General features: G+C 62.6%; 23 protein-coding genes. 11 read left to right on the forward strand and 12 right to left on the reverse strand.

Features of this window, described 5'->3' with window-relative positions:
* Nucleotides 1–2: 2 nt before the first annotated feature.
* From SJY36_RS05385 to SJY36_RS05395, 3 genes are read left to right on the forward strand one after another with little or no spacing between them, the layout of a single operon-like run.
* A complete protein-coding gene (locus SJY36_RS05385) occupies nucleotides 3–683 on the forward strand; it encodes a molecular chaperone DjiA (RefSeq protein ID WP_037944973.1) in 681 nt (226 codons plus the stop codon).
* A complete protein-coding gene (locus SJY36_RS05390) occupies nucleotides 683–1,708 on the forward strand; it encodes an endonuclease/exonuclease/phosphatase family protein (protein WP_386173501.1) in 1,026 nt (341 codons plus the stop codon). The genes SJY36_RS05385 and SJY36_RS05390 overlap by 1 nt, the downstream gene beginning before the upstream one ends.
* Nucleotides 1,709–1,750: 42 nt before the next feature.
* Complete coding sequence (locus tag SJY36_RS05395) at nucleotides 1,751–2,170, forward strand: hypothetical protein (protein ID WP_009826515.1); 420 nt, start codon at nucleotides 1,751–1,753, stop codon at nucleotides 2,168–2,170.
* A 6-nt stretch (nucleotides 2,171–2,176) separates the two neighbouring features.
* On the opposite strand, the gene ppx is transcribed toward SJY36_RS05395, so the two are convergent.
* The 5 genes from ppx to SJY36_RS05420 form a co-directional block, all read right to left on the reverse strand.
* Complete coding sequence (ppx, locus tag SJY36_RS05400; protein ID WP_386173504.1) at nucleotides 2,177–3,751, reverse strand: exopolyphosphatase; 1,575 nt, start codon at nucleotides 3,749–3,751, stop codon at nucleotides 2,177–2,179.
* Between the two features lie 179 nt (nucleotides 3,752–3,930).
* Nucleotides 3,931–6,105 (reverse strand): RNA degradosome polyphosphate kinase, encoded by a 2,175-nt coding sequence (locus SJY36_RS05405; RefSeq protein ID WP_039911814.1) that lies wholly within the window; start codon nucleotides 6,103–6,105, stop codon nucleotides 3,931–3,933.
* A 52-nt stretch (nucleotides 6,106–6,157) separates the two neighbouring features.
* The gene (locus SJY36_RS05410) at nucleotides 6,158–6,841 is read right to left on the reverse strand and encodes a hypothetical protein (RefSeq protein ID WP_005852349.1); all 684 of its coding nucleotides are present in this window, start codon (nucleotides 6,839–6,841) and stop codon (nucleotides 6,158–6,160) included.
* Nucleotides 6,842–6,845: 4 nt separating this feature from the next.
* Nucleotides 6,846–7,925 carry an AI-2E family transporter gene (locus SJY36_RS05415; RefSeq protein WP_386173506.1) on the reverse strand — a complete coding sequence of 360 codons (1,080 nt, stop codon included), beginning with the start codon at nucleotides 7,923–7,925 and terminating at the stop codon, nucleotides 6,846–6,848.
* 148 nt (nucleotides 7,926–8,073) lie between these two features.
* Nucleotides 8,074–9,435, reverse strand: coding sequence for an FAD-dependent oxidoreductase (locus SJY36_RS05420; protein WP_386173508.1), 1,362 nt, complete (start codon nucleotides 9,433–9,435; stop codon nucleotides 8,074–8,076).
* Between the two features lie 173 nt (nucleotides 9,436–9,608).
* On the opposite strand from SJY36_RS05420, the gene proS reads away from it, so the two are divergent.
* The 5 genes from proS (at nucleotide 9,609) to SJY36_RS05445 (ending at nucleotide 14,447) form a co-directional block, all read left to right on the forward strand.
* A complete protein-coding gene (gene proS / locus SJY36_RS05425) occupies nucleotides 9,609–10,949 on the forward strand; it encodes a proline--tRNA ligase (RefSeq protein WP_386173510.1) in 1,341 nt (446 codons plus the stop codon).
* Nucleotides 10,950–11,035: 86 nt separating this feature from the next.
* Nucleotides 11,036–11,548, forward strand: a complete 513-nt coding sequence (locus tag SJY36_RS05430; RefSeq protein WP_386173512.1) for a DUF2937 family protein — start codon at nucleotides 11,036–11,038, stop codon at nucleotides 11,546–11,548.
* Between the two features lie 158 nt (nucleotides 11,549–11,706).
* A complete protein-coding gene (locus tag SJY36_RS05435; RefSeq protein ID WP_009826523.1) occupies nucleotides 11,707–12,954 on the forward strand; it encodes a lipoprotein-releasing ABC transporter permease subunit in 1,248 nt (415 codons plus the stop codon).
* The gene (locus SJY36_RS05440) at nucleotides 12,947–13,630 is read left to right on the forward strand and encodes an ABC transporter ATP-binding protein (protein ID WP_005852360.1); all 684 of its coding nucleotides are present in this window, start codon (nucleotides 12,947–12,949) and stop codon (nucleotides 13,628–13,630) included. The genes SJY36_RS05435 and SJY36_RS05440 overlap by 8 nt, the downstream gene beginning before the upstream one ends.
* 82 nt (nucleotides 13,631–13,712) lie before the next feature.
* Nucleotides 13,713–14,447 (forward strand): calcium-binding protein, encoded by a 735-nt coding sequence (locus SJY36_RS05445; protein ID WP_386173514.1) that lies wholly within the window; start codon nucleotides 13,713–13,715, stop codon nucleotides 14,445–14,447.
* 6 nt (nucleotides 14,448–14,453) lie between these two features.
* Here SJY36_RS05445 and SJY36_RS05450 read toward each other — a convergent pair whose 3' ends face one another.
* A complete protein-coding gene (locus SJY36_RS05450) occupies nucleotides 14,454–14,888 on the reverse strand; it encodes a DMT family transporter (RefSeq protein WP_005852364.1) in 435 nt (144 codons plus the stop codon).
* A 94-nt stretch (nucleotides 14,889–14,982) separates the two neighbouring features.
* Here SJY36_RS05450 and SJY36_RS05455 point away from each other — a divergent pair, with 94 nt between their 5' ends.
* A complete protein-coding gene (locus SJY36_RS05455; protein ID WP_386173516.1) occupies nucleotides 14,983–15,411 on the forward strand; it encodes a c-type cytochrome in 429 nt (142 codons plus the stop codon).
* Here SJY36_RS05455 and SJY36_RS05460 read toward each other — a convergent pair.
* Nucleotides 15,408–16,088 (reverse strand): hypothetical protein, encoded by a 681-nt coding sequence (locus tag SJY36_RS05460; protein WP_005852368.1) that lies wholly within the window; start codon nucleotides 16,086–16,088, stop codon nucleotides 15,408–15,410. The genes SJY36_RS05455 and SJY36_RS05460 overlap by 4 nt on opposite strands.
* 1,073 nt (nucleotides 16,089–17,161) lie before the next feature.
* Entirely contained in the window at nucleotides 17,162–19,123 is a 1,962-nt protein-coding gene (locus SJY36_RS05465) for a type IIA DNA topoisomerase subunit B (RefSeq protein ID WP_386173518.1), read from the reverse strand.
* A gap of 150 nt (nucleotides 19,124–19,273) precedes the next feature.
* Between SJY36_RS05465 and SJY36_RS05470 the strand changes: the two genes are divergently transcribed.
* Nucleotides 19,274–19,951 carry a dimethylsulfonioproprionate lyase family protein gene (locus SJY36_RS05470; protein ID WP_180829110.1) on the forward strand — a complete coding sequence of 226 codons (678 nt, stop codon included), beginning with the start codon at nucleotides 19,274–19,276 and terminating at the stop codon, nucleotides 19,949–19,951.
* A 28-nt stretch (nucleotides 19,952–19,979) separates the two neighbouring features.
* On the opposite strand, the gene SJY36_RS05475 is transcribed toward SJY36_RS05470, so the two are convergent.
* Nucleotides 19,980–20,852 carry an alpha/beta fold hydrolase gene (locus SJY36_RS05475; protein ID WP_386173520.1) on the reverse strand — a complete coding sequence of 291 codons (873 nt, stop codon included), beginning with the start codon at nucleotides 20,850–20,852 and terminating at the stop codon, nucleotides 19,980–19,982.
* Nucleotides 20,849–21,994: an alpha/beta hydrolase family protein gene (locus SJY36_RS05480; protein WP_386173522.1), complete on the reverse strand. Its 1,146-nt coding sequence runs from the start codon at nucleotides 21,992–21,994 to the stop codon at nucleotides 20,849–20,851. The genes SJY36_RS05475 and SJY36_RS05480 overlap by 4 nt, the downstream gene beginning before the upstream one ends.
* A 145-nt stretch (nucleotides 21,995–22,139) precedes the next feature.
* On the opposite strand from SJY36_RS05480, the gene SJY36_RS05485 reads away from it, so the two are divergent.
* Nucleotides 22,140–23,513, forward strand: a complete 1,374-nt coding sequence (locus SJY36_RS05485) for an MATE family efflux transporter (protein ID WP_005852382.1) — start codon at nucleotides 22,140–22,142, stop codon at nucleotides 23,511–23,513.
* Between the two features lie 24 nt (nucleotides 23,514–23,537).
* Here the strand turns inward: SJY36_RS05485 and SJY36_RS05490 are convergent, their stop codons facing one another.
* Nucleotides 23,538–23,933, reverse strand: a complete 396-nt coding sequence (locus SJY36_RS05490) for a hypothetical protein (protein WP_005852384.1) — start codon at nucleotides 23,931–23,933, stop codon at nucleotides 23,538–23,540.
* 22 nt (nucleotides 23,934–23,955) lie between these two features.
* Nucleotides 23,956–25,158 carry a pyridoxal phosphate-dependent aminotransferase gene (locus SJY36_RS05495; protein ID WP_009826536.1) on the reverse strand — a complete coding sequence of 401 codons (1,203 nt, stop codon included), beginning with the start codon at nucleotides 25,156–25,158 and terminating at the stop codon, nucleotides 23,956–23,958.
* Between the last annotated feature and the right edge of the window lie 53 nt (nucleotides 25,159–25,211).

Genomic DNA, 25,211 nt, shown 5'->3' on the forward strand with positions numbered 1-25,211 from the left:
TCATGTCTATTTGGTCTCGCATCACCGAAGCTTTGTCAGCGCTCACCGCCGGTGAGGGGCTGTCGGCTGTTTTCGACCGTCTGCGCACCCCGCCAGAGCGGTCGGTGGCCTTTACCATTGCGGTGATCGCGCTTGGGGCCAAGATGGCCAAGGCCGACGGGCAGGTGACCCGCGACGAAGTTACCGCCTTTCGCGAAGTGTTCCAGATTGCCGAGGCCGACCAGCAGGGGGCGGCGCGGGTGTTCAATCTGGCCCGGCACGATGTGGCCGGGTTCGAGGATTACGCCGCGCGCATTGCGCAGATGTTCGCGGACCAGCCCGAGACGTTGCATGACCTGATCGAAGGGTTGTTCCACATTGCCATGGCCGATGGCATGTACCACCCGAACGAGGATGCGTTTCTGGTGCGTGTCGCGCAGATCTTCGCGATGGATGACAGCGATTTTGCCTCGCTTCGGGCGCGGTTCGTGCCCGATACCTCGCCGTTGCCCCATGCGGTTCTGGGCATTCCGCCCGATGCCTCGCTTGAAGAGGGGCGCGCGGCGTGGCGCAAGCTGGTGCGGGCCAATCACCCCGACGCTTTGGTCGCCCGTGGCCTGCCACAAGAGGCCATCGCCATGGCCGAAAAACGCATGATCGACATCAACCGCGCGTGGGAGACCTGGTCAGGCAAGGCGCAGTAATGCGGATCGCGACCTATAACGTTGAATGGTTCACAGGTCTGTTCGACGATGAGGACCAACTGTTGCTGGATGACGGGTGGTCGGCGCGCCACAATATCACCCGCGCGCAGCAGGCGCAGGCTTTGGGCACCGTGTTTCGGGCGATGGATGCCGATGCTGTGATGGTGATCGAGGCCCCTGACCAAAGCCGAAAACGCGGCACCGTGGCCGCATTGGAACGCTTTGCCGCGCATTTCGATCTGCGCACCCGCAAGGCGGTGATCGGCTTTGCCAATGACACGCAGCAGGAAATCGCGCTGTTGTTCGATCCGGACCGGCTGTCGGCTACCCATGCGCCCGGTGGTTCGGCCGGGCAGGGGGATGCGCCACGCTTTGACGGGACGTTGGACATTGATCTGGATATCGACGCGCGCGAGGATCATGTCGTCTTTTCCAAACCGCCTCTCGAGCTGGATATCGTTACCCGCGAAGGGGTGGCGTTTCACATGATCGGCGCGCATCTGAAATCCAAGGCCCCCCATGGGGCCAAGACGCCGCAGGATGCGCTGCGCATCGGCATCGCCAACCGACGCAAGCAGTTGGCGCAGGCGATCTGGCTGCGTCGGCGGATCGATGCGCAGCTAGACGATGACACGCCGCTGATGGTCTTGGGCGATCTGAACGATGGGCCGGGCCTCGACAGTTTCGAGGATCTTTTTGGGCGGTCCTCGGTCGAGATTGTGATGGGCCACCGGCAAGATCGCGCGCTCGTCGATCCCCATGCGACCCGCGCCTTGGGCCAGCGGATCGGGGCGATGCCCACCACGTCACGCTTCTGGATCGCGCCCGAAAAACGCTATCTGCAGGCGCTGCTGGATTACATCATGATCAGCCCGGCCCTGACCGCGCATCGGCCGCACTGGCGCATCTGGCACCCGTTGGACGACCCGGGATGCTGGGGGGATGCCGCGTTGCGCGACGCCTTGATCACGGCGTCGGATCACTTTCCGGTGACGATTGATCTGGACCTGTCGACGCGCCTTTAATCCCGCTTTCATCACAAGATGAAATAGGGCAGTCTTCACCGCATGAGACAGTTTCTTTTGACCACCACCCTGATCTGCCTGTCCAGTGTCGCCGTGGCGCAGGAGCAGGAAAACGACGGCTCCGGCTTTTCATTGATGGAACGCGGGGCGCGGGATTTCTTTGACGGTATGAAGAAAGAGATGGCCCCCGCGCTGGAAGGGCTGGGCGAGTGGGGGCGCAAGGCCAGCCCCGCGCTGCGGAATTTCATTTCCGAGATGGGGCCCGCCTTTACCGATCTTCTGGAAGAGGTCGAGGATTGGAGCGTCTATGAGCCGCCCCAAAAGATGCCCAACGGCGATATTGTGATCCGCCGCAAGCCAGACCCCGCGCCGGAAGATGACATGCCCGAAGACAAGACACCCGAGGAAACGCCGCCCCCGCCCGCGATCTATCTGGACGAGGTGCCGCAGATCGACCTGTAAGACAGGCTATTTCTTGCAAGTCTTAAGCTGGACCTCGGCCCCCAGGGATAGGGCGAGGGAATTCAGTCGCGCTTCGGCGACCTCTCCGAACAGGGGCATCATGTCGTCGGTCAGCCACAGCTCCAGCAGCTTTTTCTTGGGGAACCAGCGCAGGTGGCCGCGCTCTTCCTCTGGGTTCATCCAGAGCATCGCGCCAAAGCGCATGGCCTTGCCCAGAATCTCGGCCTCTAGCCGGGTCTTTTCATCGACCATTTCATAAAGGTCTTCGAAACGGGTATTCTCGCGTTTGTTGGAATAGCGGTGCAGCAGGGCCAGCCCCAGATAGATCCGTTCTGAATGTTTCAGCCCGCCCAGATTTGCCCGCGTTGCATTGTCGAAACAGACTTCGGCGCGGTAGTCGGGATGCGCGCGCCAGCTGACATCGTGCAGCAGGCAGGCGGCCTTGACCAGACGTTTGCGCTGCGGCGGCGCGGATTTATAGAGCGGTAGGATAAAGTCGAACAGCGCTTTACCGAACCCCGGTGTGCGCGCGTCCTTGGCTTCGGCAAAGCGGCAGGCCTCGATCAGAGGGTCGCGGTCGCGCAGGCGTTGGGGCATCTGTTCATACAGCATCCCCTCGCGGATCCCGTAGCTGGAGATCGCGATATCCTTGGGTTTGAAGGTCTTGACCAGCCGCGACAGCACTTCGGCGGCAAAGGGCACCAATGCCATCCGGCTGGAGGAGACGCCACTGATCTTGCGCAGCTCTTCATGGTCGCTGGTCTGGATGTGTTTCACCGTCTCGCGGACGGATTTCGGGGTCATCCGGTATTCATGAAGCACGTGCAGCGGGTAGCCGCGGCGCACCATGTCGATGCGCGCGATGGCACGCCATGAGCCGCCCACCAGAAACAGACGGTCGCGCTGTGCGCCCATCTTTTCGGCCAGCTCTTCGATCACTGTCTTGATCTGCGCCTGCCGTGCCTTGGCACCGCCCTTGATGTCGCGCAGTTTCAGCGGCCCAAGCGCCGAGGTCACCCGTTTGCCCACGCGCCCGCCCGAGATTTCTGCCAGCTCCATCGACGACCCGCCGATGTCGCAGACCAGACCAAAGGCACCGGGCCAGCCCAGCAAAACACCCTGCGCTGACAGCCGCGCCTCTTCCTCGCCGTCGATGACCCAGATCTTCAGGCCCGTCTCGCGCTGCACCTCGTCGCAGAAATCACGCCCGTCGCTGGCATCGCGCACGGCGGCGGTGGCGACGACGGTCAGCTCGGACAGGCCCATGCCCTGTGCCAGCTTGCTGAAGCGGCGCATGGCAGAGAGAGCGCGGACCCGGCCTTCGGGCGACAGGTGGCCTGTTTCGGCCATGCCCGCCCCAAGGGCGCACATGATCTTTTCATTGTAGAAATAGGCTGGCGACCGTGCGGCCCCGTCAAACACCACCAACCGGACAGAGTTCGACCCCACATCGACCACGCCCACACGCGCCAGCGCACGGGCCGAAGGGTCTAGGAACAGGGGTTTGCCGAACAGGCCCAGATCAGCGACGCCCGTTTCGGGGACGGGAGAGGGCGGAGGGGTGTCGGTTTTATCTGCCACGGACGCTCCTGCGGGGGCCTTTGTTTGGGGGGCAAGTTGGCCCAGCCGGCCCGCCGCGTCAATCGTTAACGCAAACGGGCACGTGAAAAACCCCGCCGCGTTGGGGGGATACAAACGCCAGCGGGAACGCAAGCGGACAGATGCGCCTTCGGCGAGAGTTTATAGGCAAAATGAAGCGGTTAGTCTTCGGTATGGGTCAGTTTCGGGACGTCGGATGCGCCCGCCGTGCCGCGCCCGGAGAGAGAGGGGTTCTCCATGAAGAAGCGGTGGCAGTTGAAGGCGAAGGTGCCTTCTGCAATCTCGGGGCGGGCAAAGCTGCCATCGGGGGACATGACCCAGCTTTGCGCCACATCCGCAAGATTGGCCGCCATGACCTGACTGGTGATCTGCGCCTTGACGGTGGGGTTCTCGATCTCGACCAGGGTTTCGACGCGGCGGGTCAGGTTGCGGCCCATCCAGTCGGCGGAGGACATGAAGACCCGCGATTTCTTATGCGGCAGCCCGTAGCCATTGCCAAAGCAGACGATGCGTGAATGCTCCAGAAAGCGCCCGACGATGGATTTCACGCGGATGTTTTCGGACAGCCCCTTGATGCCGGGGCGCAACCCGCAGATGCCGCGGATCACCAGGCTGATTTTTACCCCTGCCTGGCTCGCGGCGTAAAGCGCGTCGATCACATCCGCATCCACGATGGAGTTCATCTTGGCCCAGATCTCTGCCGGTTTTCCGGCTGCGGCATGGTCGGCCTCGGCGGCGATCATCGCCAGCAGGCGCGGCTTCAACGAGATGGGCGAGATGGCGAGGTTGTCCAGCGTGTCAGGTTGCGCGTAACCCGACAGGTAGTTGAACACTTTGGTCGCGTCGCGGCCCAGCTTCTGGTCACAGGTGAACAGCGACAGATCGGTATAAATGCGCGCGGTGATCGGGTGATAGTTGCCCGTGCCATAGTGGGTATAGGTGACCAGTTGATCGCCCTCGCGGCGCACCACGGTCGAGATTTTTGCGTGGGTCTTGAGGTCGAGAAACCCATAGACGACATGTGCGCCCGCGCGTTCCAGCCGGCGTGACTGGCGGATGTTGGCAGCCTCGTCGAAACGCGCCTTGAGCTCGACCAGCGCGGTGACGGATTTCCCGTCTTCGGCGGCTTCGCACAGCGCCTCGACAATGGGGCTGTCGCGCGAGGTGCGGTAGAGCGTCTGTTTGATCGCCACCACATCAGGATCGCGCGCGGCCTGTGCCAGAAAGCGGACCACCATATCGAAGGTCTCGTAGGGGTGGTGCAGCAGCATGTCCTTGGACCGGATCGCGGCGAACATATCGCCCTCGTGGTCGGTCACGCGTTCGGGGATGCGCGGGGTGAATTGCGGCCAGAGCAGATCGGGGCGGCTGTCGGTCACCAGCTCGGACAGGTCGTTGATGCCGATCATCCCGTCCAGTTCGATCACATCCTGCGGGCGCACGCCCAGTTCGGCCATGACCACGGATTTCAGCTTTTCGGGGGCACCGGCGGAATGGGTCAGGCGCACGACCTCGCCGCGGCGGCGGCGTTTCAGGGCGACCTCGAATTCGCGCACCAGATCTTCGGCCTCTTCCTCGACCTCAAGGTCGCTGTCACGCAGCACGCGGAATTCGAAATGCGCCTTGAGCTTGTAGCCCGGAAACAGCCCCGGCACCTTGAGCACCAGCAGATCTTCAAGCGGCAGGAACCGCAGCGAGCCTTCGGCGGCGGGCAGAGCGACGAAACGGTCGATCTGCGCCGGGATCGGCAGCAGCGCCTGAAGGGGGCGTTTGTCGCTGGTGCGTTCCAGTTGCAGCGCCAAGGCGTAGCCGGTGTTGGGGATGAAGGGGAAGGGGTGCGCGGGGTCAATCGCCAGCGGGGTCAGAACCGCAAAGACACGGTGCAGGAATACATCGTCAAGATAGGCCAGATCGGCCTCGTCCAGATCAGCGGCGCGTTCGAGCATAATATTCTGGTCGTCCATCTCGGACATCAGATCGACCAGCACGCGCTGTTGTTCGGTCATCAGCTTGCGCGCGTCTTCGTTGATCAGTACCAGTTGCTGGGCAGGGGTCAGCCCGTCGCTGGCCGGGGTGGTGTTGCCCGCCTGAGCCAGCTCGCGCAGGCCCGCAACACGCACGGTATAGAATTCGTCGAGGTTGCCTGCCGAGATCGACAGGAAGCGCAGGCGTTCCAGCAGCGGCACGCGGGGGTTCTTGGCCTCTTCGAGAACACGCCAGTTGAACCCGAGCCAGCTGAGCTCGCGGTTATAGAAACGACCGGGGCCGGTGATGTCCAGATCGGGCATATCCTGCGGCGGAACGAAGGCGGATTCGAGAAAGTCAGCGTTTGTCATGACGGCCTTATGGCGTTGCATTGTAATGGGTTTGTGACGAAATCTGAGAAGACTATCGCGCGGCGTTAAACCCATTGTCCAGCACTTGTGCGGCCAGCGCCCGTGTCACCGGCTTTTGTTGCGCCAGACTGGCGGCATCCAGTGCCGCGACCAGATCACCGGCAGCTGCGAAAGATCGGTCCATTCGCAGCAGCAGATAGGGGATCACATCGGGTTTGGGGGTCAGTTGGCGGTCGGCCAGCAGCTTGGCCATGACGGCCGTGAGCAGGCTGTCATCGGGCGCTTCAAGTGCGGCCGCCGTCGCCGCGCGCATACGGCTGGTCAGGTCAGGCAGATGCAGCCCCCATTGGGGCACCGCCGGGGTGCCGGTCAGCAGCAGGCTATGGCCTTCGGCCAGCACCAGATTGTGCAGGTGGAAAAGATGCGTCTCGGCCGCATTGTCGCCTGCGATGTCGGGCACGTTCTCGACCGCCAGCGGGCCCTGAGCCAGCGCGGGGATATCGCCCGTGGCAATGTCGCGCGCGTCGATGATGCCTGCGCCGGACAGATTGGCCCAGACATGCGCCAGATGGGTCTTGCCTGATCCGGGCGGGCCGGTCAGCACCATCTTGCGCCCCGCCCAGGCCTGCCAGCCCTCGATCATGGCCACGGCAATCGCGTTGGACGGGGCGACGAAAAAGTCGTCCCGTCCCAGTGCGGGGCGGCTGGGAAGGTCAAGTCCAAGCTGTTGTGCCATCGTGTCAGTCCGCCGTTTCGTCCAGGGTCTTGCGCTGCGTGCCCTGATATAGCGAGCTTTCGACATATTGCTCGGTCGCGAAGCGTGCAACCACTCCAAGGGCGGCGGCAATCGGCACGGCGGCCAGCATGCCGACAAAGCCGAACAAAGAGCCAAAGACCGACAGCGCGAGGATCAGCCAGACCGGATGCAGGCCGACCGAATTGCCCACCAGCTTGGGGGTGAGGAAGTTGCCTTCAATCATCTGGCCAAGCACGAAGATGCCCGCCACCATCCCGATCGAGAACCAATCCCCCCAGAACTGGAACAGCGCCAGACCGATGGCCAAGGCACCGCCCAGAACCGCGCCGAGATAGGGGATGAAGGTAACCAGCCCCGCGATAAAGCCCACCACAAGGCCGAATTGCAGCCCCACCAGCATCAGCGCGATGGCATAATAGGCCCCTAAAATCAGGCAGACGGTGCCCATGCCGCGGATGAACCCCGCCAGCGTGCGGTCGATGTCACGCGCAAGGCGACGGATCACCGGCGCGTGGTCGCGCGGCAGCAAACGGTCGATCTGGGCGACCATTCGGTCCCAGTCCAGCAGCAGATAGACGGCAACCACCGGCACGATCACAAACAGCACCATGACGTTCAGCAGCGACGCCGCCGAGGAGATCGCCGTGTTCAGCACCTCTCCGCCGCGTTCCTGAATGGTCGACCCGATAGAGTTGATCGAGCTGCGCAGGGTCGATCCTTCGTCCAGCAGGGCGGGGAAACGTTCGGTCAGGAAATTGGTGAAATTGCGGGCCAGCTCGGGGGCGACCTCGAACAGGTTGACGGCCTGATTGATCAAGGTCGGGATCACCAGCAGCGCCATCAGCACAAAGATCAGCAGGGCGACAAGCGTGATCACCATCGTGGCCATCGCGCGGCTCAGCCCCACGGCTTCAAGCCGGTCGGCCACGGGATCCAGGAAATAGGCAATCGCCGCCCCGATCAGAAACGGCAGCAGCACGTCACCGGTGAACCACAGGAACACCAGAAAAAGCGCCCCCGCGACACCCCAGTATTTCATCTGATCTCTGATAGGCAGGCCCATGCCGCATCCTCGCATTCTGGTTTCGGTCGACATTGCGCAACGGGGCCGGTTTTTCAAGGCCCGTGGTGAAATGGATCGGCAGCACCCGCCGATAGGGCAGGTGCCTTCGGCGAGGATTTAGAGCCATTTGGAAGCGGTCGTGGCGCGGTCAATGCAAGCGGACACCCTGATCTTGCAGGGTTTTTTGCACGCGCTCCAGCGGCACGGCGTCCAGCGGGCAGCCCGAAGCCAGCGCGATGGCCGCCGCGACGCCCGCGCCTTGGCCCGCCACCGTGCAGCACGCCATATTGCGCGTGGCGGCATGGGCGATTTTATCGCCGCCGATGGCGCGGCCCGCGACGAGCAGATTCTTCACCCCTTTAGGCAGCATCGCACGGTAGGGGATATGCATGTAGCGCCCCGTGGTGGGGATGATCAACACGCCGTAGCCGTCGATGAACTCGGGGTAGATGCCGATACTGTCGTCAAAACGGGCCTGCTGGCGCACGTCGGTTTCGGTCATGTTGTAAACCGCGTCGATCTTGCGCGTATCGCGGATGCCGATGCTCATGCCGAAATTGCGCAGCCGCGCGGTCTCGCAGCCCGGCGTATAGGCCTTGAGCGCGTCAATCGCGTGCATCGCCTGCGCGCGGCCCTCGATCTCGAAGCGCGTCATGCTGTCGGGGTCGGTGCCGTCGCATTCCGCAAGGTGGACGAGGTTCATATAGGTCATTTCGCCACTGTCATGCACAGCGCCCCATGTGCCCCCGATGGTATTGAGGTTGGCGGGCATACGCCCGTCGCGGATGGCCTGGGCAAAGGGTTTGGCCAGAAACGGAGAGAACATCGCGTCTTCCTTGCCATCGGTTTCGACCACCCATTCGCCCGTGGACCAATTGGCGTAAGTCTGCGGGTCGGCCTTGACCCCCGCCATGAAGGCCGCCTTATCGACGCCCGCGATGTGGAACATGACCGAGGCGGCCTGCATCTCCTCGACCGGGGTCTTGTAGGTCGGCGCACCTGCACGGTGGGTGACATCGGCGTCGCCCGTGGCATCGATCACGATTTTGGCGAGGATCGCCTCGCGGCCCGCTTTTGATTCGACGATGACGCCCCGGATCGTGTCGCCCTCCATGATGGGGGCTACGAACTGGCGGTGCAGCATCGGGTGGATCCCTGCTTCGGTCACCAGCCGGTCGGCGACAAGTTTGAACCCCTCGCTGTCCAGCTCGTAGCTGAGCGATTGGGATTCAGGGCTGGCAGCCCCCATCGCCTTGGCGCGTTCCTCGAATTCCCAGCCGATGCCGCCGGCCTCTATCGTCTGTTCATGGCGGTACCAGGCAAAGCCTTCGACCCCGACCACGGTGATATTGCCGCCAAAGCAGCCGAACCGGTCGAGCAGCGTCACCTCTGCCCCCGCGCGGGCGGCGGCAAGGGCCGCGGCCAGACCACCGGGGCCGGAGCCGATCACCAGCACGCCGGTCTCGTGGATCACAGGGGTTTCGCGCGCGGGCTCTAGGATCATGGTCATGGGGCGTCCTTTTTGTTTTGTGCCGCTGACAACAAACGCGTCTGTGCGCCGAGGGTCAATCGGTTGCGGGACGCGGGACCTGGTGCCCCGCTTCTTGATGCCCCGTCTGTTGGTGATTGTCTCGGCGCGGGGATTATCATAGTCAGGTGCCAATTCACTCTGAGAGGATCATCATGCGTCTGTCCCGTTATTTTTTGCCTGTGCTCAAGGAAAACCCCTCTGAGGCGCAGATTGTCAGCCACCGGTTGATGCTGCGGGCGGGCATGATCAAGCAATCGGCGGCGGGGATCTATTCGTGGCTGCCGCTTGGCTTTAAGGTGCTGCGCAAGATCGAAACCATCGTGCACGAAGAACAGCAGCGTGCGGGCCACATCCCGATGCTGATGCCGACGTTGCAATCGGCGGACCTGTGGAAGGAATCCGGCCGCTTTGACGCCTATGGCCCCGAGATGCTGCGCATCAAGGACCGTCAGGACCGCGATATGCTTTACGGCCCCACGAACGAGGAAATGATCACCGATATCTTCCGCAGCCACGTCGGGTCGTACAAGGACCTGCCGATGACGCTGTACCACATCCAGTGGAAATTCCGCGACGAGGTCCGCCCCCGTTTCGGCGTGATGCGGGGCCGCGAGTTCCTGATGAAGGACGGCTATACCTTTGATCTGACGAAAGAAGATGCGCTGCACGCGTATAACCGCCATCTGGTGACCTATCTGCGCAGCTATGAACGCATGGGGCTCCAGGCGATCCCGATGCGCGCGGATTCCGGCCCGATCGGCGGCGACGACACGCATGAATTCCTCGTGCTGGCGGAAACCGGCGAATCCGAGGTGTTCTATGACAGCCAGATCACCGAGCTGAAGTTCGGCGATCGCGAGATCGATTATGATTCCGTCGACCAGTGTCAGGCGGTGATGGAGGAGTTCACCTCGCGCTATGCCCGCACGGACGAGACCCATGACGAAGCGCTTTTCGCCGAAGTCCCCGCCGAACGCCAGCGCAGCGCGCGCGGGATCGAAGTGGGGCAGATCTTCTATTTCGGGACGAAATATTCCGAACCGATGGGGGCGACCGTACAGGGGCCCGATGGCAAGCCTGTGCCGGTGCACATGGGGTCGCACGGCATCGGCGTCAGCCGTCTGCTAGGCGCGATCATCGAGGCATCGCATGACGACAAGGGCATCATCTGGCCCGAGGGCGTGACGCCGTTCCATGTGGGGATTGTGAACCTCAAGCAGGGCGACGAACAGGCGGATGCGGCCTGTGAGGCGCTGTATGCCAGCCTGCAGGCTCTGGGTCTGGACCCGCTGTATGACGACACCAAGGAACGCGCGGGTGGCAAATTCGCGACGATGGACCTGATCGGTCTGCCCTGGCGGATCACCGTCGGGCCGCGGGGGCTGAAAAACGGTGTGGTCGAGGTCACCTCGCGCCGCAGCGGCGAAAGCGAAGAGATGACGCCCGAGGCCGCGGTCGAAAAGATCGCCGGGATTTATCGCGGTATCGCTTAACCTTTAACGAGGGGCCTTGGAACGTGGGGCCTTGAAAAACGGGGGCGGATCATGAAGCGCTGCACAACGGACCTTTGGGGCGTTTCATGATCCTGCGGGCGCTGACCCTTGCTGGCGGTGTGGCGGGCGCGGCTGTGACCTCGCAATTCCCCGAATACTCGCAGCAATATCTGCAACGGTTGGGCGGGGCGGTCGATGCGCTGCACGAGGTCGTTGCCGATTTCGATGCCAGCGCCCAAGCGGTCGGCCTGTCGCGCAGCGATGCCTTGGCGCAGATGACCGGCACCGCGTTTATGGAGCGTCGCCGCGCCGATATGGCCGCGACCTTTACCCGCTACGAGACATTGCAAACCGCCCTGACCCGATTGCAGGGGCAGGGGCCTTTCATGCGCGCCTACCACCTGCCGCAGATGTCGGACCCGCAGATCGCGGCGGCGGCGTGGCAGGCGTTTCAGCCCGCCGTACCGTTGAACTTTGCCGGGGTGGTGTTTGCTGGCGCGGGCTTTGTCGCGGGCGGCTTGGGGCTGGGGGTGCTGCTGCGACTGTTACGCGCCCCGTTCCGGCGGCGCGGCGCCCGCATACCGGCGCAGGGCCGCTGACACGCGCGGCTTTACCTGCGGTACAAGCTGCCGCGCGACCACTCCTCGCTTGACCCGATGCGCCGAAACCGCGAGGTTGCGCGCGATTGATCCCAGATCGGAACCATCCCTTGGCCAAACCAGTATCCTCGACACCGCCCTTCGCCCCTTTTGAATGGATGATCGCCTGGCGCTATCTGCGTGCGCGTCGCGCCGAAGGCGGCGTGAGCGTGATGACCTGGATCAGCCTGATCGGGATCACGCTGGCGGTCTTTGCCCTGATCGCGACCCTTGCCGTGCGGTCGGGCTTTCGGGCTGAATTCGTCGATACGATCCTAGGGGCCAATGCCCATGTGACCGTGTATAATATGGCGTCGGTGGATGAGAACGGCGTGTCCCAGACGGGGATACCCGATTACACCGAGATGGCCGCGCGTGTGGCCCAGGTGCCGGGCGTGACGCAGGTGGCCCCTTTGGTGCGCGGTCAGGTGATGGCCAACAAGGGGCAGGCCAACGCGGGGATCGAGATTTTCGGCATTGAGGCCGCCGATCTGGCCAATATCCCGCGCATCGCCAACCCCGAAACCGCCGACGGCGATCTGGCCGATTTCGAACAGGGCATCGCCATCGGGTCCGGCGTGGCACAAGCACTGCGGGTCGGGTTGGGCGACACGATCAAGATCATCTCTCCGAACGGGGTGAAAACCGCCTTTGGCACATCGCCCCGCGTGAATGGCTACGAGGTGACCTATATCTTCTCGGCAGGGCGCTATGACATCGACCGCACCCGCGCCTATCTGCCTCTGGCCGAGGCGCAATCCTTCTTCAATCGCGAAGGCGTCGCCGATGAGCTTGAGGTAATGGTCGAAAACCCCGATAGCGTGGATGATCTGACCGTGCCGCTGCTATCCGCTGCGGGGGAACGCGGCCTGATCTGGACATGGCGCGATGCGTCGGGCTCGTTTTTAAGCGCGCTGGATATCGAGGACCGCGTGATGTTCGTGATCCTCAGCATCCTTGTGCTGATCGCGGCGATGAACATTGTCTCGGGCCTGATCATGCTGGTCAAGAACAAGGGGCGCGATATCGGGATCCTGCGCACCATGGGGCTGAGCGAAGGGTCGATCCTGCGCGTGTTCTTCATCTGCGGGGCCTTCACGGGCATCATCGGCACCGCGATGGGGGTGATCCTTGGCTGTCTCTTCGCGCTCTATGTCGATCAGATTTTTGCCGTCGTGAACTACATCTCGGGGGGCAACGCATGGGATCCGTCGATCCGCGGCATCTACTTCCTACCCGCCAAACTGCAATTCGGTGACGTGATGTCGGCCATCGGCCTGTCGCTTGGCCTGTCATTCGTCGTCACTATCTTTCCCGCGCGCCGTGCCGCGCGCATGAACCCAGTCGAGGCGCTGCGCTATGAATGATCCTGTTTTGCGGCTCTCGGGGATTGGCAAATCCTACAACCCCGGCCAACCGAACGAAGTCAACGTGCTGCGCGGCATCGACCTGACCGTCGCCGCCGGAGAGGTCGTCGCACTGGTCGCCCCCTCTGGCGCGGGCAAGTCAACGCTGCTGCATATCGCGGGTCTGCTGGACACGCCCGACGCGGGGACGGTCGAGATTGGCGGCACCGATATGACAGGGCAGTCCGATCGCAAACGCACCGGCGTGCGGCGGCGCGATGTGGGGTTTATCTATCAGTTCCACCACCTGCTGCCTGAATTCTCCGCACTGGAAAATATCGTCCTGCCGCAGCTGGCAAACGGTGTCTCGCAGTCCGAGGCGCAGACCCGCGCGCTGTCACTGTTGGACGAGGTCGGTATCGGCCACCGCGCCGACCACCGCCCGGCGGCGCTGTCGGGGGGCGAACAGCAACGGGTCGCGTTCTGTCGTGCGCTGGCCAATGCGCCGCGGCTGCTGCTGGCGGATGAGCCCACAGGCAACCTTGATCCGACCACCTCGGATCAGGTCTTTGCCGCGCTGATGACGCTGGTGCGGGGCACGGGGCTGTCGGCGGTGATCGCGACCCATAACCTCGAGCTTGCCGCGCGGATGGACCGCCAGATCCGGCTTGAGGCAGGGCAGCTCGTCGCGCTTTAAGGCAGTTGCCTTAATTTATCCTTACCCAGACCCAACTGGTGCCACGAGCAGGGGGCAAACTGTGTCAAAACAGGATGCTGCCATGTCACCTTTGCTCGTCATGCTCTTTGCCGCTTTCGGCCCCATGCTGGCCGTGTTTGACCCGTTTGGTGATGACATGGAGGATGAGGTCGGGGACGAAGAAATCCCCATCGGCATGCCCGATATGGGGACGACCACGGGCGCAGGCATGGACGACGCGCTGACCCCCGACCCGGCAGCGCCTGAAGCTGACGCCTCAACCGATCTGCCGACCGAGGAGGATTCCGCGGTCGAGAATATCGACGACACCGAGCAACCCCCCGAGGATGACGCACAGTCGCAAACCGGCACGGCGGGCGATGATACATTACAAGGCACCGACGGGCGCGACATCCTGTTTGGCGGGCAGGGCAATGACACGCTTTCGGGCGGGGTCAACGCCCAAGACGGCAGCGACGACGGGGTCGCGGACGAGCTTATCGGTGAAGACGGTGACGACAGCCTGCGATTGGGCGCGAATGACACCGGCATCGGGGGCACGGGCGCGGACAGCTTCACCGCGATCTACGGTGCCACGGGCGGGATCACGGTCAGCGATTATGACGTGGGCACCGACGCGCTGATTGTCGAAACCGACGATGAAAACGCCTCTGTCACCGATCAGACCGTCGCGGATGGGGAGTTGACGGTCACGCTCAGCACTGGGCTCACCATCACCCTGCCGGGGGTCGAAAACCCCTTGGCGGAGGATGAAATCCTCTTTGTGCTGACCAGCCCGCTACAAGACGAGGCCTGATCGTTCTCAGGCTTGCTGGGTCAACCAGACACCGGCACACATCAGGGCAATGCCAGCCGCCCGCGCGGCCCCCAAGGGTGCCACCTGCGCGCCGAACAGCCCGAAATGGTCAATCGCCGCGGCGCTGAAAAGCTGGCCCACCAGAACAAAGAACACCGCGTTGCCGACGCCAAAATGCGGCGCGATAAAGGTGATCGACAGGATGTAGAAAGCCACCAGAAATCCGGCCAGCAGCAGATGCTTCGGGGCCGCGGGGATCTGCGCAAACCCTTGCCGCCCCACCAGCATCGCGACCAGCAAGCTGACGGTGAACGCCACCACAAACAGCACCGTAGCCGCTGCCGCAGGGGATCCGATCCGGCTGCCAAGCCCTGCGTTCAACGCGGCCAGAACGGGAATGCCAACCCCGGCCAAAAGCATCACAACTGCATAATGCGCCATGAGTATTCCTAATCTTTCCCGTTTCTTGATCCAGATCATGGCGAAGACCCCCGCCAAGGGCAAGCATCCCCGTGACCTACCGGAGGATCATATAATGAAAACCACAATCGCCCTCGGCGTGCCGCTGTTCCTGGGGCTGGCCGCCTGTATGCCCGCACAGACCCGGCCCGACGCCCCCGACCGCGCGGAAGGGGCGGCATTTTTTGCCGAAAACTGTGTGCAATGCCACGGGGTGAACGCCCAAGGGGCCGGTGCCGCGGCCAAGGGCCTTCGCCCGCAGCCCCGCGACCTGACCCTCCTGGCGCGGGACAATGGCGGGCGTTTTCCGCAGACCAAAACGCTGGCCTATATCTACGGCGACCCGGCGGGCGATGCCACAGACAGCCACCTGCAACGGGTGATGCCGCAGTTTGGCGAGGGCATGGCGCTGGATCTGGTGCCTGTCGATCTGGATGGCCAGTTGACGCCCACACCACGGGTGCTGGCGGGGCTGCTGGTCTATCTTGAAAGCATCCAGCGTTAACTACAGATCCCGTTCACCTCGACCCCGTCCCAGGGCATCCGCACCGCATAGGGCCGGCTTTGGGGCAGGGGTGCTACGGGCATCTCTTGCGAGATCAGCGCATGCAACCGTTTGGTGCGCGGTGCCTGCGGGTCCAACGCACGACAGCAGACGAATTCCTCGACGATAGAGCCTTGTTGTTCAAAGGCAAAATCCAGAAACTTCGGGTCGCTCTCCAGATCAAAGAGATACGGGTCCGCCCCGCCGCCATGTTCAAACGCCGCACGCAGCGGCGAATAGCCCGTCGTCTTGCGGTTCTGCCACTGCCAGATATGGGTCAGCTCATGGGCAAAGATCATCGCCGCGATCAGCCCGATCCGGTCGGGATAGTCGGGCAGGTAATCGTCCAGATACCAGTCTTCGTCAAACAGCACCGTATTCCACAGCGCCACGGCAGCGGGCTTGGTAGTGATCACCTCACCCACCTTTTCGGGCGGCAGGATACGTTCGCGACAGGTCGTGCGCGGCCGCGCCTTGCGCGTCATCGTCACCCCGCGCGAGGGCGACCCGTCATGCAGCCGCACCTTGGGGTAATTGAGCGTATCCCCCATGATGTCGCCCGCGAATAGCAGCTCATTCTGGGTCAACGGCCGCCCGCAAGAGGCCAGAAACATAAGGAGGATGAAGGCTCGGATCATGCCGAAACGTTGAGTGAAAGCGCAGGGCGGATCAAGCGGTATTTTTCACGTGAGACCCGTGTTGAAATCTTCCGAGGGAAGGTTTCAGGGGCGAACGGGCGGAGCGGATATCCTGCGGAACAGATGTTAAGGGTCGCGCCCGACCCTGGGGCGGAGGCCGTCTTGCAAACTGTCCGGGGGACAGTTTGAGGCTGGAGCGGTCGAAGACCAGGGGGCACGAAGTGCGCCCTCCCGTCGGGAGGGTCGGGCGCGGCCCGAGGCGGGGCCTCGGGCGAGAGACACAAGTCACCACCTCAAAAGGGGCAAAGACGTTTATGCAATCGAGTTTAATGCCGGAATTATACGGTTGAGGGGTAAAAAATTGAAAGCCGTGCGGCTTGCCTCTGTTAAAATACCTGCGAGAAAAAGCTTCAACAGCGTCCCCTCCATTCTTACCGCAAAAACTGGGGAACCACTCATTCCAGACGGTTCAAAATCGATAGGAGAAATAGGCGAGAACGACAATCGGCCCACGATTCGAGGTTCTTTTTCAAAACCCCATACCGCATTTGGCCCTATCGGGTAGGAGCTGCTTTCATAGTCGATATGGTTTCGGTAGGATGGGTATCCTACTGTACATATTATGATCGGCTTTGGTGTTGAGTATCCACGTGATTCCTATGGGATTTGATACCAGACGTCACTTGGGATTCTTCCAGATCTTACTAGGTCGGTAAACTCGTAAACCAGACAGTCGAAAGAATATTCATTCTCACCAACTTCAATTGGAAAGACGGCCCTATGCCCAGAATAGTATCTGCTTCGTTCTCGATTGGTGACAACCAACTCATCGTAGTCATAGTCAGCAAGTTTTGACTGATGATGACTCGTTAGCGCGAAGTACCTGCCTTTGTGAGCTACCCTCGCTAGTGAACCGGATTTGCTTAGTTGATACTCTTTAAGACCGTGAGCGTGGTAAAGGCCAGGATCGCTAAATCTCTGTATATAATGAGAAAGAGAGTTAATTGGTACTAACAAGCTGCCAGTATCTATCGAAGTGTCAATCCGAGAGCCGATTATCGTTTTCATATCCCTCAAACATCCAGCTCCTCCACAAACTGGGCGTTCTCCTGGATATACTGGTAGCGTAGCTCGGGTTTCTTCCCCATCAGACGCTCGACCAGATCGCCGGTCTCTCCGGGCATGTCTTCGTCGACGGTGACGCGGATCAGCTTGCGGGTGGTGGGGTCCATCGTAGTCTCTTTCAGGTCTTTCGCGTCCATTTCGCCCAGACCCTTGAACCGTTGCAGATCGATCTTGCCTTTGCCGCCCAGGCCTTTCTCAAGCCACATGTCCTTTTCCGCATCATCCGCCACATAGACGCGCTTGGCCCCTTGGGTCAGGCGGTAAAGCGGCGGACAGGCTAGGTAGAGGTGCCCGGCGTCGATCATCGGGCGCATCTGGGTGTAGAAGAACGTCATCAGCAGCGCCGCGATATGGGCCCCGTCGACATCCGCATCGGTCATGATGATGATCTTGTCATAACGCAGGTCATCAAGGTTGAACTTCGTGCCCATCCCGACGCCAAGCGCCTCGCATAGATCGTTGATCTCGGCATTGGTGTTCAGCTTGCTCGACGCGGCCCCCAACACGTTGAGGATCTTGCCCTTCAGCGGCAGCAAGGCTTGCGTGTTCCGGTTGCGCGCGCCCTTGCCGGACCCACCGGCGGAATCGCCCTCCACGATGAACAGCTCGGTGCCTTCGCGGGTCTTGGAGGTACAGTCGGTCAGTTTGCCGGGCAGGCGCAGCTTTTTCGTGGCGGTCTTGCGCGCGGTCTCTTTTTCCTGACGGCGGCGCAGGCGTTCTTCGGCGCGCAGCACAAGGAAATCAAGGATCGCCCCGGCACTTTTGGTATCCGCCGCCAACCAGTTGTCAAAGTGGTCGCGCACAGCGTTTTCCACCATGCGCTGCGCGTCCACCGTCGCCAGACGGTCCTTGGTCTGGCCGACGAATTCAGGCTCGCGGATAAAGCAGGACACCAGCGCACAGCCGCCGGTGATCAGATCGTCGCGGGTGATGGTGCCGGCCTTCTTGTTGCCGACCAGTTCGCCGTAGGCTTTGACACCCTTCAGGATCGCGGACCAGAAGCCCGCCTCGTGGGTGCCGCCTTCGGGGGTGGGGATGGTGTTACAATAGGACTGGATGAAGCCATCGCGCGACGGCGTCCAGTTGATCGCCCATTCGACCTTGCCCGGTGCGTTGAACTTCTCGCGGAAGTCGACGGTGCCGCCAAAGGGGTGCTCGGCGTAGGTTGTCGACCCTTTCAGCGTTTCGTTCAGATAATCCGACAGGCCGCCGGGGAAGTGGAACGTCGCCTCTTGCGGGGTGTCGCCGTCCTGCTGGCCGCATTTCCAGCGGATTTCGACGCCGGAAAACAGATAGGCCTTGGACCGCGCCATCGCGAACAGCCGCGCGGGCTTGAGCTTGAGCGGGCCAAAAATCTCTGCATCGGGGTGGAAGGTGACAGCCGTGCCGCGCCGGTTCGGGGCCGCGCCGATCTTTTCAAGCTTGCCTTGAGGGATGCCGCGCGAAAACTCCATCGCGAACAGCTCGCGGTTGCGCGCGACCTCGACCCGCAGGTGATCCGACAGCGCGTTGACCACGGACGACCCCACACCGTGCAGACCGCCCGAGGTCTCGTACGAATTGCCCGAGAATTTGCCGCCCGCGTTCAGTGTGCAAAAGATGATCTCCAGCGCGGATTTGCTGGGGTCTTTGGGGTGCGGATCGGTGGGGATGCCACGCCCGTTGTCACGCACGGTGACATGGCCGTTTTCATGCAGTTCCAGCTCAATCCAGGTGGCATGGCCCGCGACGGCCTCGTCCATCGAGTTATCGATGATTTCCGCGACCATATGGTGCAGCGCGCGATCGTCTTTGCCCCCGATGTACATGCCGGGGCGCAGGCGCACGTGCTCCATATCCTCAAGAACCTGGATCGAAGAGGCATCATATTCCTTGGCGTTGCTCTGCGCACCGGAAAGAAGATCGGACATGTAGGGGCCTGCCTGTCTGTTGCTTTTGTTGAGCCTCCCACTATGCCAGAGCGCTATGGTCGGGGGAAGGGCGGATGACGTCGCAATGCGGTGTTTCCTGCGGCTGTGCCTTTGCTATCATCGGGGCAGGAAACCGTTGGAAGGCTTGCCATGACGTTTGACACCGCTGCCCCCACCACCCTGCGCGATGTGCCCGACTGGCGCTATATGATGCAGGAATGTGACGAGCTTTATCGCTACCTGCCCGCGGGCGGCAGCGACCGGATCAAAAGCCATCAACGCAAGGCGCGCGAGGCCATCGCTAGGCTGCTGCGGGGCAATGCCGAACTGCGGTTACAGCCGCGAGCGGAAAAGCCCGTCACCGCCCATTTGCGCCGCGCGCTGGACGAGGGCAAGCAGGGGGCCTTGGCCCCCGCGGTCCGGGCGCTGGATGCCGTGGCCCATGATCTCAGCTGGCAATACGGCTACGAGAAAGTCCCCAAGGGGCTGACCAACAGCTATGCCTATGCCGAATTGGCAGGGGCGCAGGGGCCGGTGGTCAGCCATGATATCATTCTGGGTGTGGTGCTCTTCGCGCCGGGCTGCACCTATCCGGCCCATGCCCATAAGGGGATCACCGAAAGCTACGTCTGTCTGTCAGGCGCGGTGTCCGAGAACCATCAGGGCGTCTATGTGCCCGGTTCGATGATCTTTAACCCGCCCGAACATCTGCACCGCATCACCGTGGGCGACCGCGAACCGGCGCTTCTGGCCTATGCGTGGATGGGCGATCCTGCCGATCTGCACCAGCAGAAAATGGTCTTTACCCGCGCCCGCCCGCGCCCGTAAGTAACGCGCGGGACGGGGCAGGGGTGGCCTAAAGCCAGTTCAGAATGGCCTCCGCCACCTCTTGCGGTTTTTGGTGGTGCAGCCAGTGATCCGCGCCCTCGATGGTGACGCGGGTCAGGTCGGGGGCGTAGTCCTCAAGCCCGCGGGTCGTCTCGGGCAGCAGCGCGGTATCATCGGAGCCCCAGACCAGCAGATGCGGGCAGCGGACCTGCAACCGCGCCGGATCAAAGCTGAGCGCGTCGTCAATCGCCTCGCCCTCGGCCCCCAGTTTCAGCGGAGAGGCGCGATACCAGTTCACCATCCCGCGCAGCCCCGCCGCATCGCGCCAGGCGTCCTTGTAGCCCGCCAACGTCTCGCCCTCTAGCCAGCTCATATCCATATGCGCCGAGAACAGCCCCATCAGCTTGTCGAAATCATCTGCGGCCAGAATATCCTCTGATCCCTCACGGCGCAGGAAATGGATGTATTGCGAGGCATCGGTCTGCGCGCCGCCCTTGGCAAGCTCGCGCTGGAAGGGGGCGGGGTGGACGCCGTTCATGATGATCAGCTTCGATACCAGATCAGGCCGCCCGATGGTCAGCGCATAGGCGACAGAGGCCCCCCAGTCATGGCCCAGCAGGATCACGGGTTCGTCCCCGATCAGCGCGGCCATATCCGACACCAGCTTCGATGTCTTATACTTCTCTACCTCGGCGGGTCGCCAGCTTTGCCCATAGCCGCGCTGGTCGGGGGCAATGCAGTGGAACCGCTTTGCCAGCAGCGGGGCCAGATCGTTCCACGCGCCCGAATATTCGGGAAAGCCGTGCAGCATCAGCAGCTTGGGCGCGTTCTCATCGCCCCAGTGGCGAATAAAGAAAGGATTGCCGTTGATCTGGCGGGTTTCGGTCCAATGGGCGGTCATATCGTCTTCCTTTTCGGTTTGTCCGGGGCGGGGCCGGCGGGCAAATGCTCCAGTCGCAGCCCTGCGGCGGAGCCCGGGGCGAAACCGGGCCAGTCAGCCCCGTCCAGCATCCCTGCGGTGTCGTCACCGCGCAGATGCATCCCCATAAAGGCCGCCGCATAATGTTGCGCGATGTTGTTCATGCGCAGCGTGTCCCAGACCGGATCGGCATAGTGCTGGAACGGTGCCCACCCCAGCAGATCCGAATGCGCCCAGCTTTCCAGCGGAGCAGGGATCGGCGCGGCGGCATTATGGCCCGCGTTGATAAAGCTTAACAAATAGCGGTCGCTGGCGCAGTCGGTGAAGAGGCGGCGCATCGCGGCATAGTCTGATACATCATCGACGGTGCCGGCCATCATGAACAGCGGCGTGTCCATCTGCGCCAGCCCATCGGCATCCCACATCGCCTGCCCGTTGCCCCAAGGGCCGATGGGCATGATCGCGCACAGCCGCGGGTCGCGCAGGGCGGCGTGGGTCTTTGACCCCGCAAGATGCCGCGCAAGGCTGCCGCCCTCGGGCGCGCGCGGATGCTGCAACGCCGTCTCGGCCAGACCCGCCCCGCCAAAGATCATCGCCCCGTAGCCGCCCATGGAATAGCCGATCAGCCCGACGCGGCGACAATCCACCAGATCGCCCAAGGGGCCCGTCAGCGCCTCCATCGCGTCAATCACCGCGCGCTGGTCCAGCGGACGGTTCAGCAACGTCACCCCGAAGGCTTGCTGATCCTCGTAGGTACTGCCCGCGTGATCCGGTGCCGCCACGACAAAGCCTTGGCGCGCGAGCAATTCCGCCAGATGGCTCAGCAAAAAGCGGTTGCCGGGATACCCGTGCGAGATCACGATCAACGGCGCAGAAAAGCCCGTGGCGACAAAAGCCTCGCGGCAGGCCGACCCGTGCAGGACAGTCGGCGTCACCCCGTCGCGCAGCAAGGTGGCATACGATGTCCCCGCACCCGTGCCCTCGGCCGCCGGATACCAGACCTCTAGCGTCAACTGGCGCGTGTCGGACACAGGGGCGGTCAGGGTGGTCACGCCGACGGGATGGGGGCCAGGCTGCGCCAGCGCTGGCGCGTCGGGGCGCAGCAGATCGATGCGGTTGTGCAAGGCGGTGTCCTCCCAACTTCGGTGTCGCGACTGTGGCGCGGCCAGCCGCAGGGTGCAAGCCCGCCCGACCACGCAGACCGCCGCGCTGCCTTCCCCTAGGTCATCGGCTCTTTCCCTTGCGGGCGCGGCGGCGTAGGAAAGGCGCATGACACAGCAAATGACATATCCGGGCCACGCCCGAGCCATCACCGTGATGGGGCTTCCGCTTGTAGGCGGGCATCTGGGGCAGATCGCGATCGGGGTCTCCGATACGGTCATGGCGGGCTGGTACAGCGTAGAGGCGCTGGCCGCTGTCACCCTCGCCAGCACCTATTTCTTCGTGCTGCTGATCTTCGGGTCGGGCTTTGCATGGGGCGTGATGCCGCTGGTCGCGGCCTTTGACGCCGAGGGCGACGAGGTCGGCCTGCGCCGCGCCACCCGCATGGGCATGTGGCTGTCGATGGGCTTTGCCGTGCTGGCGCTGCCGCTGATGATCTGGTCGCGGCCGATCATGGCGTTGATGGGGCAGGATCAGGCGCTGGCCGATATGGTGGACGGCTATCTGTTCATCGCTGCCTGGGGCATCTTCCCCGCGCTGATGGTCATGGTGCTCAAAAGCTACCTCGCCGCGCTGGAACGCACACAGGTCGTGCTCTGGATCACGCTGCTGGCGGGCGTTGCGAATGTGCTGGCCAACTATGCGTTCATCTTCGGTAACTGGGGCGCGCCAGAGCTTGGTGTGCGCGGTGCGGCCATTGCCTCTGTCACGTCGCACAGCGTGTCGCTGGTCGCCGTGGTGATCTATGTGCTGTGGAAAATGCCGCAACACCAGATGTTTGTCCGCCTCTGGCGCCCCGATTGGGAGATGTTGGCCCGTGTCTTCCGCCTTGGTCTGCCCATCGGCTTCACAGGGCTCAGCGAGGTCGGGCTCTTTGCCGCCAGCGCCGTTATGATGGGTTGGCTGGGCACCGTAGCGCTGGCCGCCCACGGCATCGCGCTGCAACTGGCGTCGATCACCTTTATGGTGCACCTTGGTATCAGCAACGTGGCCACGATCCGCGCAGGCAATGCCTATGGCCGCCGCGACCCGGCGCATCTGGCGCGTGGCGCGATCACCGCGACGGTGATGTCGGCGCTGGTCGCAGTGTTGACGATCTTTGTCTTCGTGATGTGGCCCGAACCGCTGATCAACCTGTTCATGCAACGTGACGAACCCGCGCGCGACCAGATCCTTGTGATCGGGGTGGGGCTGCTGGCGATGGCGTCACTGTTCCAGCTTGTCGATGGCGCGCAGGCCGTAGCCTTGGGCATTCTGCGCGGGGTGCAGGACACCACAGTGCCGATGCTCCTTGCGGGCTTCAGCTATTGGATCGTGGGCATGCCCGCGTCGTATCTGCTGGGCTTTGTCTTTGACCTAGAAGGGGTCGGCGTCTGGCTCGGGCTGGTCTTTGGCCTTGGCGTGGCAGCGATCCTGCTGAACGCGCGCTTCTGGGGCAGCGTGCTGAAACGTCTGGGGCCAACAGACCCCGCAGCCGCGTAACACCACCTGCTGACTGGCAGCCGCCTAGGGCAGCCGGTCGGCCTTCTTGCGTACCAATGTGCTGCGCAGATCATGCATCGCCAACAGCAGCGCGTCCGTGACGGCATCAAGCTGGTCGTCCGTGGCCTTTGACTGCACCCACTGCGTTGTCAGGTTCAGATAATCCACCGCACGGTGGATATCGTCGATGTCGCGCTGCGCCAGCACCTGTGCGCGCTCGGTCATCCACTGGCGGATACGCTCCAGATCGCCGTCCGACAGCACGCGATCGCCTTGGGGTTTGATCTCGCCGTTGCGGATGTTCACAACGGCGATCTGGTCCATCTCGATCCGCCGCTGGCGGTTCTCTGCATCCACGCGAAACACCGCCGCGCCATTCTCGCGCACGCGAAAGTAATACTCTGGCAGGTCGCTCGCCATGGGGGCTCCTTTACGGTCTGGCTTAGCTCAGCGCGGCGCAGAACTGCTGCAAACGGGTGCAGGCTTCTTTCAGCGCCTCGTCCGAGGTGGCATAGCTGATGCGGAAGTTCGGGCTCAGGCCAAAGGCCGCGCCAAAGACGACGGCAACACCGGTGTCTTCCAGCAGCGCGGTGGCAAAAACCTCGTCATCGGTGATGGTGACGCCCGACGGGGTGGTCTTGCCGATCAACCCTGCGATGGACGGGTAGACATAGAACGCGCCTTCGGGTTTGGGGCAGACGATGCCGTCGATCTCGCTCAGCATATCCACCACCAGATTGCGACGGCGGGTGAACATCTTGTTGTTCTCGGCGATGTAATCCTGCGTGCCGTTCAACGCCTCCACCGCGGCCCATTGGCTGACGGTGCAGGGGTTCGACGTGGATTGCGACTGCACCTTGCGCATCGCCCCGATCAGCTTTTCCGGCCCCGCCGCATAGCCGATGCGCCAGCCGGTCATGGCATAGGCTTTGGACACGCCGTTGACCGTCAGCGTCCGGTCATACAGCGCGGGCTCCACCTGCGCGGGGGTACAGAATTTGAAATCATCATAGGCCAGATGTTCATACATATCATCGGTCATCACCCAGACATGGGGGTGACGCATCAGTACATCGGTCAACGCCTTCAGCTCATCCCAGCTATAGCCCGCGCCCGTGGGGTTCGAGGGCGAGTTGAAGATGAACCATTTCGTATTGGGCGTGATCGCCTCTTCCAAGGCCTCTGGGGTCAGCTTGAAATCATTCTCAAGCGTCGCGGGGGCAATCACCGGCGTGCCACCGGCCAGCAGCACCATATCGGGGTAGCTGACCCAATAGGGCGCAGGGATCACGACCTCTTCACCGGGGTTCATCGTGGCCATCAGCGCGTTGTACAGGATCTGCTTGCCACCGGTCCCGACGCTGACCTGAGACGGGGTATAGTCCAGCCCGTTGTCACGCTTGAACTTGGCGCAAATCGCCTGCTTCAGCTCGGGGATACCGTCCACGGCAGTGTATTTGGTCTTGCCCGCGGTGATCGCGGCGATACCGGCGTCCTTGATGTTCTGCGGCGTGTCGAAATCCGGCTCTCCGGCACCCAGCCCGATCACATCCTTGCCTGCGGCCTTCAGCTCGGCAGCTTTTTGGGTCACGGCGATGGTGGGCGACGGTTTTACGCGCGCAAGGGTCTTGGACAGCAGTTCCATTTCGGCCTCAGTTTGATATGTGTGCAGCACCCTCATAGGGCGCACCCCCGCAC

Origin of the sequence: Sulfitobacter sp. R86518 (genome assembly GCF_042466275.1) — a bacterium.
GTDB lineage: Bacteria > Pseudomonadota > Alphaproteobacteria > Rhodobacterales > Rhodobacteraceae > Sulfitobacter > Sulfitobacter pontiacus.